This is a genomic window from Agromyces humi, from assembly GCF_009720255.1.
Taxonomy (GTDB): domain Bacteria; phylum Actinomycetota; class Actinomycetes; order Actinomycetales; family Microbacteriaceae; genus Agromyces; species Agromyces humi.
The window spans coordinates 1-7847 of sequence record NZ_WJSP02000168.1 but is presented as its reverse complement, the minus strand read 5'-3'; the positions used below and the strand labels follow the sequence as shown (position 1 = coordinate 7847).

Here is a 7847-nt window from a genome sequence, read left to right as displayed (position 1 = left end):
GCCTCGCGCGGGCGCGGGCTCGACGGCGTGCGCGTCGTGATCGTCGGCGACATCCTGCACTCGCGCGTGGCACGGTCGAACGTGTGGCTGCTCACGACGCTCGGGGCGGAGGTCGAGCTCATCGCGCCGCCCACGCTGGTGCCGGTCGACACCTCGGGCTGGCCGGCTCGCGTCGGCTACGACCTCGACGCGTCGCTCGCCGAGGCGCCCGACGTCGTCATGATGCTGCGGATCCAGGCCGAGCGCATGCTCGCCGCGTTCTTCCCCAACAGCCGCGAGTACGCCCGCACCTGGGGACTCGACGACGCCCGGTTCGACCGATTGCCCCCGGCTACGATGGTCATGCACCCCGGGCCGATGAACCGCGGGCTGGAGATCGCCGCCCGCGCCGCGGATTCGCCGCAGTCCACGGTGCGCGAGCAGGTCGCGAACGGAGTATCAGTGAGAATGGCCGCCCTCTATCTGCTGCTGTCGGGCGAACGGGGAGACGCATGATGGCCGAGCGGTTCCTGATCAGAGGCGCGACCCTGCCCACGGGCGAGCGCACCGACCTCCTCCTCGCCGACGGCGTCATCGCCGAGGCGGGGCGCATCGCGGATGCCGCGGGTGCGACGGTCGTCGACGCCGACGGGCTCGTGGCGCTGCCCGGCCTCGTCGACCTGCACACCCACCTGCGCGAGCCCGGCTACGAGCAGAGCGAGACGGTCCTCACCGGCACGCAGGCCGCGGCGGCGGGCGGCTTCACCGCCGTCTTCGCGATGGCCAACACGTTCCCGGTCGCCGACACGGCCGGCGTCGTCGAGCAGGAGGCGAGCCTCGGCCGCGCCGCCGGCTACGCGACGGTGCAGCCCATCGGCGCGGTCACGGTCGGCTTGAAGGGCGAGCAGCTCGCCGAGCTCGGGGCGATGGCCCGCTCCCGTGCGAAGGTGCGCGTCTTCAGCGACGACGGGTTCTGCGTCGCTGACCCGCTGCTGATGCGTCGGGCCCTCGAGTACGTCAAGGCGTTCGACGGCGTGATCGCGCAGCACGCCCAGGAGCCGAGGCTCACGCAGGGCGCGCAGATGAACGAGGGGGCGTTGTCGGGCGAGCTCGGCCTCGCCGGCTGGCCCGCCGTCGCCGAGGAGTCGATCATCGCCCGCGACGTGCTGCTCGCCGAGCACGTCGGCAGCCGCCTGCACGTCTGCCACGTGTCGACGGCCGGGTCGGTCGAGGTCATCCGCTGGGCGAAGGCCCGGGGCATCGCCGTGACCGCCGAGGTCACGCCGCACCACCTGCTGCTCACCGAGGACCTCGTCGCCAGCTACGACCCGCGGTTCAAGGTCAACCCGCCGCTCCGCCGCGCCGAGGACGTCGAGGCCCTCCGTGCCGCCCTCGCCGACGGCACGATCGACATCGTCGCCACCGATCACGCGCCGCATCCCGTGGAGGCGAAGGAGAGCGAGTGGGATGCCGCCGCGAACGGCATGGTCGGGCTCGAGTCCGCGCTCGCGGTCGTGCACGCCGCCGTCGTGGAGAACGGCCTCCTCGACTGGTCGGATGTCGCGCGCGTCATGTCCGCGACCCCCGCCCGGATCGGCCGGCTCACCGGGCACGGGCAGGCACTGGCCGCCGGATCGCCGGCCGAGGTCACGCTCTACGACCCGGCCGCGGCATCCGACTTCTCGCTCGAGCGCCTCGCCGGACGCAGCGCGAACTCACCCTACCTGGGTCGTCGCCTGCCCGGCCGCGTGGTCGCCACCTTCCACGCCGGCTACGCCACCTACGCCGACGGCGCGGTGCGCCCGGCCGACGAGGTCGCGCGCCTCGCCGACGTCGCCGCGGGGGTGGCCCGTGGATAAGTGGATCGGCGTGCTCATCTCGGTGGCCATCGTGGCCGTCGCCGCGTGGCTCATGCTGCGGTCGTGGCGGCGTCGTACCCGCCGCGACGAATCCCTCACCTCCTACCCGCTGCCCGCCGCGCTCGGCTCGTTCCTGCTCGAGACCGAGGTGCTCTACGTCGCCACGACCCCGACGGGGGAGCCGCTCGAGCGGCTCGCCGTCGCCGGTCTCGCCTTCCGGGGCGCCGCGCGCATCGAGATCGCGCCCGAGGGCGTCGTGCTGCGGGTCGCCGGCGAGTCCGCGAGCTTCCTCCCGGCCGACCGCGTCGTCTCGGCGGGCGAGGCGAGCTACGCCATCGATCGGGGCGTGGAGCCCGAAGGACTCGTGGCCATCACGTGGATCGCGCACGTGGCCGATCCCGACACCCGGGCTTCCCACGTCGACAGCTACCTCAGGGCCCGGTACCCGGGCGACTCGGCGCGCATCATCGCCGCCGTCAACGACATCGCCGCGGCGCGTGCCGCATCGCGGCCGGAGAAGGAGAGCGAGGCCTCGGATGACTGAGACCCCAACCCGCACGTCGGACCCCGCCGTGCTCGTGCTCGAGGACGGACGCCGCTACGAGGGCCGCGCATACGGCGCCCGCGGGCGCACCCTCGGCGAAGCGGTCTTCGCGACCGGCATGACCGGCTATCAGGAGACGCTGACCGACCCGTCGTACGCCGGCCAGATCGTGATGATGACCGCGCCGCACATCGGCAACACCGGCGCGAACGACGAGGACATGGAGTCGTCGAAGATCTGGGTCGCCGGATTCGTCGTGCGCGACCCCTCCCGCGTCGTCTCCAACTTCCGCGCGCAGCGCAGCCTCGACGACGACCTCGAGGCGGCCGGCATCGTCGGGATCAGCGGCATCGACACCCGCGCCGTCACCCGCCACATCCGCTCGGCGGGCGCCATGCGCGCCGGCATCTTCTCGGGTGATGCCGCGCTGCTCACGCACGGCGAGCAGCTCGAGCTCGTGCTCGCCGGCGAGCAGATGACCGGCCTGAACCTCTCGGGCACCGTCTCCACCACCGAGGCGTACTCGCTGCCCGCCGAGGGTGAGCGCGTCGGCTCCGTCGCGGTCCTCGACCTGGGCGTGAAGACGTCGACGCTGAAGTACCTCGCCGAGCGCGGCTTCGACGTGCACGTCGTGCCGCAGTCCGTCACCGCGGAGGAGGTGCTCGCGATGGAGCCCGACGCGCTGTTCTTCTCGAACGGGCCCGGCGACCCCGGGGCATCCGACCGCCATGTCGACCTGCTGCGCACGACGCTGCGCGAGGGCCTGCCCTACTTCGGCATCTGCTTCGGCAACCAGCTGCTCGGCCGCGCGCTCGGCTTCGGCACGTACAAGCTGCCCTTCGGCCACCGCGGCATCAACCAGCCCGTGCTCGACAAGGCCACCGGCCGGGTCGAGATCACCTCGCACAACCACGGCTTCGCGGTCGACGCGCCGATCGACCGCGTGAGCGACTCCGCAGAGGGCTTCGGACGGGTCGAGGTGAGCCACTACGACCTCAACGACAACGTCGTCGAGGGGCTCAACTGCCTCGACATCCCGGCCTTCTCGGTGCAGTACCATCCCGAGTCGGCGGCCGGCCCGCACGACGCGAACTACCTCTTCGACCGGTTCCGCGACATGGTCATCGCGAGCAAGGAGACCAACGCCTGATGCCCAAGCGCGACGACATCAACAGCGTCCTCGTCATCGGCTCGGGGCCGATCGTGATCGGGCAGGCGGCGGAGTTCGACTACTCGGGCACCCAGGCGTGCCGGGTGCTGCGAGCGGAGGGCGTGCGCGTCATCCTCGTGAACCCGAACCCGGCCACGATCATGACGGACCCCGACTTCGCGGACGCCACCTACATCGAGCCGATCACGCCCGAGATCATCGAGTCGATCATCGTCAAGGAGCGCCCCGACGCGGTGCTGCCGACCCTGGGCGGCCAGACGGCGCTCAACGCGGCGATCGCACTGCACGACGCGGGCATCCTCGAGAAGCACGGCGTCGAGCTCATCGGCGCGAAGGTCGAGGCCATCCGCAAGGGCGAGGACCGGCAGCTCTTCAAGGACCTCGTGATCGAGGCGGGCGCGGGCGTGGCCCGGTCGCACGTGGCGAAGACCCTCGACCAGGCGAAGGAGTTCGCCCTCGACCTCGGCTACCCCCTGGTCGTGCGCCCTTCCTTCACCATGGGCGGCCTCGGCTCGGGCTTCGCGTACACCGAGGAGGACCTGGTGCGCATCGTGACGCAGGGCCTCCACGACTCGCCGACCACCGAGGTGCTCCTCGAGGAGTCGATCCTCGGCTGGAAGGAGTACGAGCTCGAGCTCATGCGCGACACCGCCGACAACACGGTCGTCGTCTGCTCCATCGAGAACGTGGACCCCGTCGGCGTGCACACCGGCGACTCGATCACGGTCGCGCCGGCCCTCACGCTCACCGACCGCGAGTACCAGAAGCTCCGCGACATCGGCATCGACATCATCCGCGCCGTGGGCGTCGACACCGGCGGCTGCAACATCCAGTTCGCGATCGACCCCGCCGACGGCCGCATCATCGTGATCGAGATGAACCCCCGCGTCTCCCGCTCGTCGGCGCTCGCGTCGAAGGCCACGGGCTTCCCGATCGCGAAGATCGCGGCGAAGCTCGCCATCGGCTACCGCCTCGACGAGATCCCGAACGACATCACGCGGGTGACGCCGGCGAGCTTCGAACCGACGCTCGACTACGTCGTCGTCAAGGTGCCTCGCTTCGCGTTCGAGAAGTTCCCCGCCGCCGACCCCACGCTCACCACGACCATGAAGTCGGTCGGCGAGGCGATGGCGATCGGCCGCAACTACGCGACCGCCCTGCAGAAGGCGCTGCGCTCGCTCGAGAAGCGCGGGTCGTCGTTCCACTGGGGCGACGAGCCGCGCAGCGTCGAGGAGCTCGTCGAGGCGTCGCGCGTGCCCACCGACGGCCGCATCGTGCTGGTGCAGCAGGCGCTCCGCAAGGGCGCCACGATCGACGAGGTGTTCGAGGCCACGAAGATCGACCCGTGGTTCCTCGACCAGATCGTCCTCATCAACGAGGTGGCCGAGACCGTCGCGAATGCCGAGGCGCTCGACCACGACATGCTGCTGCTCGCCAAGGACCACGGCTTCTCGGACGCGCAGATCGGGCAGTTGCGCGGCTTCGGCGAGGCCGACGCCCGCGAGGTGCGGCACATCCTCGGCATCCGCCCGGTGTACAAGACCGTCGACACCTGCGCCGGCGAGTTCCCCGCGCTGACGCCGTACCACTACTCGAGCTACGACCTCGAGACGGAGGTGGAGCCCAGCGACCGCCGCAAGGTCGTCATCCTCGGCTCGGGGCCGAACCGCATCGGGCAGGGCGTCGAGTTCGACTACTCGTGCGTGCACGCGTCGTTCGCGCTCTCGGACGCCGGCTTCGAGACCATCATGATCAACTGCAACCCCGAGACGGTCTCGACCGACTACGACACGAGCGACCGGCTGTACTTCGAGCCGCTCACGCTCGAGGACGTGCTCGAGGTCATCCACGCGGAGTCGCAGACCGGTGAGCTCGTCGGCGTCGTCGTGCAGCTCGGCGGCCAGACCGCGCTCGGGCTCGCGAAGGGCCTCGAGGCGGCCGGCGTCCCCATCCTGGGCACCACGCCCGACGCGATCGACCTCGCCGAGGAGCGCGGGCTGTTCTCGGGCATCCTCGAGGCGGCCGGGCTGCTCGCACCGCGCAACGGCACCGCGATCGACCTCGCGGGCGCCGTCCACGTGGCCGAGGGCATCGGCTACCCGGTGCTGGTTCGGCCGAGCTACGTGCTCGGCGGCCGCGGCATGGAGATCGTCTACGACTCGCCGTCGCTCGCCGACTACTTCTCGCGCATCGAGGGTCAGGGCATCGTCGGCCCGAGCCATCCGCTACTCGTCGACCGATTCCTCGACGACGCGATCGAGATCGACGTCGACGCCCTGTACGACGGCACCGACCTGTACATCGGCGGCGTGATGGAGCACATCGAGGAGGCCGGCATCCACTCCGGCGACTCGAGCTGCACCCTGCCGCCCGTGACGCTCGGCCGCGCGGAGGTCGACCGGGTCCGCGAAGCCACGCGGGCGATCGCGGAGGGCATCGGCGTGCGCGGGCTGCTCAACGTGCAGTTCGCCGTCGCGGCCGGCGTGCTCTACGTGCTCGAGGCGAACCCGCGGGCGAGCCGAACGGTCCCGTTCGTGTCGAAGGCGCTCGGCATCCCGCTCGCCAAGGCCGCCTCTCGCATCATGGTCGGCGCGACCGTCGCGGAACTGATCGCCGAGGGCATGCTCCCCGAGTCCGACGGCTCGCGGGTGCCGCTCGACGCGCCGGTCGCCGTGAAGGAGGCGGTCCTGCCGTTCCATCGCTTCCGCACCCGGGAGGGCATCATGGTCGACTCCGTGCTCGGACCCGAGATGCGCTCCACGGGCGAGGTCATGGGCATCGACAAGGACTTCCCGACCGCGTTCGCGAAGAGCCAGCTCGCGGCGTACGGCGGCATGCCGCTCAGCGGCACGGTGTTCGTGTCGGTCTCCGACCGCGACAAGCGCGCGATCATCCTGCCGGTGCTGAGGCTGCAGCAGCTCGGCTACGACATCACCGCCACCGAGGGCACCGCCGAGGTGCTGCGACGCAACGGCATCCGCGCCCGGGAGGTGCTGAAGTACAGCGAGAAGCCGTCGGCCGACGACGCCTCGATCGTCGAGCTCATCCACCGCGGCGAGGTGGACGTGGTGATCAACACCCCGAGCGGCCGCTCCGCCCGTGCCGACGGGTACGAGATCCGCGCAGCGGCGGTGGCGGCCGACATCGCGCTGTTCACGACCATCGCCGAGCTCTCGGCGGCAGTCGCCTCGCTCGACGCGGTCCGTGGCGGGTTCGAGGTCACGAGCCTGCAGGAGTACGGCCGGCGGCGAGCGGCGGCGCTGGCATGATCGGCGCCGGCGTGATCCCGTTCGGGGAGCGGCTCGAGTCGGTCTTCGCGGCCTACGGGCATCTCTGCCTCGGACTCGACCCGCACCGGTCGGTGCTCGAGGCGTGGGGCCGGCCCGATTCCGCGGAGGGCGTCCGCGAGTTCGGGCTCCGCGCGATCGAGGCGGCAGCCGGCCTGATCGGCATCGTGAAGCCCCAGGTGGCATTCTTCGAGCGGCACGGCGCAGCGGGCTACGCCGTGCTCGAACGCCTCCTGGCCGAAGCCCGCGACGCCGGCCTCCTCGTGATCGCCGACGCGAAGCGCGGCGACATCGGCTCCACGGTCGAGGCGTACGGCGAGGCGTGGCTGCGTCCGGGATCGAGCCTCGAGGCCGACGCGATGACGATCAGCGCGTTCCAGGGCCTCGGCTCGATCGAGCAGGTCATGGTCGCGGCCGAGACGGCGGGCAAGGGCCTGTTCGTCCTCGCCGCTACGTCCAATCCCGAGGCCGCGGCCATCCAGCGCGCGGTCCTCCAGCAGTCGAGCCGGGCCGGGTCGACGGTGGCGCAGGCGATCACCGACGGCGTGATCAGCTGGAACCAGGGCCGAGCCGATGCCACGAGCCACGCGCTCGGCTCCATCGGCGTGGTGTTCGGGGCGACGACCGACCTCCCCGCCGCGGGCATCGACATCGAGGCCGAGCCGCCGCGCCCCGGCCTTCCGGTGCTGGCGCCCGGATTCGGCCACCAGGGCGCCGAGCCGAGGGAGCTCCGCTCCCGCTTCGGCGGCTTCGCGAGCGGGGTCGTCGCGAACGAGTCGCGGTCGCTGCTGATGGCCGGACCGGATGGACTGGCCGACGCCATCGCGCGTCGCGCCGACGAGTACGGAGCCGCGGTTGCCTGAGTCCACCACCACGACCCCCGGCGCCACGACGAGCGACTCGACCGCCGAGGAGAACCCCTACCACCTGATCACCCCGGGCCAGATCCGGGTCGCGAGCCTCGGCGACGCGAAGCCCTACACGTTCACCGACGAGAACGGCGAGTT

At 71.5% G+C, this 7847-nt stretch carries 5 protein-coding genes and 1 pseudogene; all 6 read left to right on the top strand.

Going from position 1 to position 7847, the window contains the following annotated elements; all coding sequences use genetic code 11:
- Window positions 1–495, top strand: a pseudogene (locus GH736_RS13485) (aspartate carbamoyltransferase); the annotation flags it as partial.
- Window positions 495–1838, top strand: a complete 1344-nt coding sequence (locus GH736_RS13480; RefSeq protein ID WP_159604115.1) for a dihydroorotase — start codon at window positions 495–497, stop codon at window positions 1836–1838. The pseudogene GH736_RS13485 and the gene GH736_RS13480, both read left to right, overlap by 1 nt.
- A complete protein-coding gene (locus GH736_RS13475) occupies window positions 1831–2382 on the top strand; it encodes a PH-like domain-containing protein (RefSeq protein ID WP_159604102.1) in 552 nt (183 codons plus the stop codon). Before GH736_RS13480 ends, GH736_RS13475 begins: the two co-directional genes overlap by 8 nt.
- Window positions 2375–3532: a glutamine-hydrolyzing carbamoyl-phosphate synthase small subunit gene (gene carA, locus GH736_RS13470; protein ID WP_203230766.1), complete on the top strand. Its 1158-nt coding sequence runs from the start codon at window positions 2375–2377 to the stop codon at window positions 3530–3532. Before GH736_RS13475 ends, carA begins: the two co-directional genes overlap by 8 nt.
- Window positions 3532–6822: a carbamoyl-phosphate synthase large subunit gene (gene carB, locus GH736_RS13465; protein WP_159604100.1), complete on the top strand. Its 3291-nt coding sequence runs from the start codon at window positions 3532–3534 to the stop codon at window positions 6820–6822. The genes carA and carB overlap by 1 nt, the downstream gene beginning before the upstream one ends.
- Window positions 6819–7703, top strand: coding sequence for an orotidine-5'-phosphate decarboxylase (gene pyrF, locus GH736_RS13460; RefSeq protein WP_159604089.1), 885 nt, complete (start codon window positions 6819–6821; stop codon window positions 7701–7703). Before carB ends, pyrF begins: the two co-directional genes overlap by 4 nt.
- Window positions 7704–7847: the final 144 nt, after the last annotated feature.